The following is a 261-nucleotide window of genomic DNA, read 5'->3' as shown; positions in this document are numbered from 1 at the left end:
AGAGAATTTTAAAGAATTGCCCTCAAGGCAAAGAGGCGGTTAGCAAGCTTTAAAAAGAAAAACGCGGGCAAGTGAGCGGAGCGTTTTATAAAGAGGGGTTGGGCTATATTGATTTGGTGTGGGGAGAAGTTAGAAACAAAGAGGGCAAGATACAAGGACATGGCTTAAGTAAGATTGTAGAAAAACACCTTGATGACTTTAGTGGGTTTGAGGGGGGTACGCCTTTGGAGAAGTTGGGGAATGGCATTGAGGAGATTGTAA

Annotated in this window: 1 protein-coding gene; it reads left to right on the top strand. The window is 43.3% G+C overall.

The annotated features are described in order from the left end of the window. Positions 1-71: 71 nt before the first annotated feature. Positions 72-261: putative barnase/colicin E5 family endoribonuclease (locus EAO38_RS08795; protein ID WP_235852598.1), on the top strand; the 190-nt coding region annotated here is incomplete at its 3' end.

Source organism: Helicobacter vulpis (assembly GCF_003660395.1).
In the GTDB taxonomy this organism is placed as follows: Bacteria; Campylobacterota; Campylobacteria; order Campylobacterales; family Helicobacteraceae; genus Helicobacter; species Helicobacter vulpis.
This window is presented reverse-complemented; position numbering and strand designations above follow the sequence as displayed.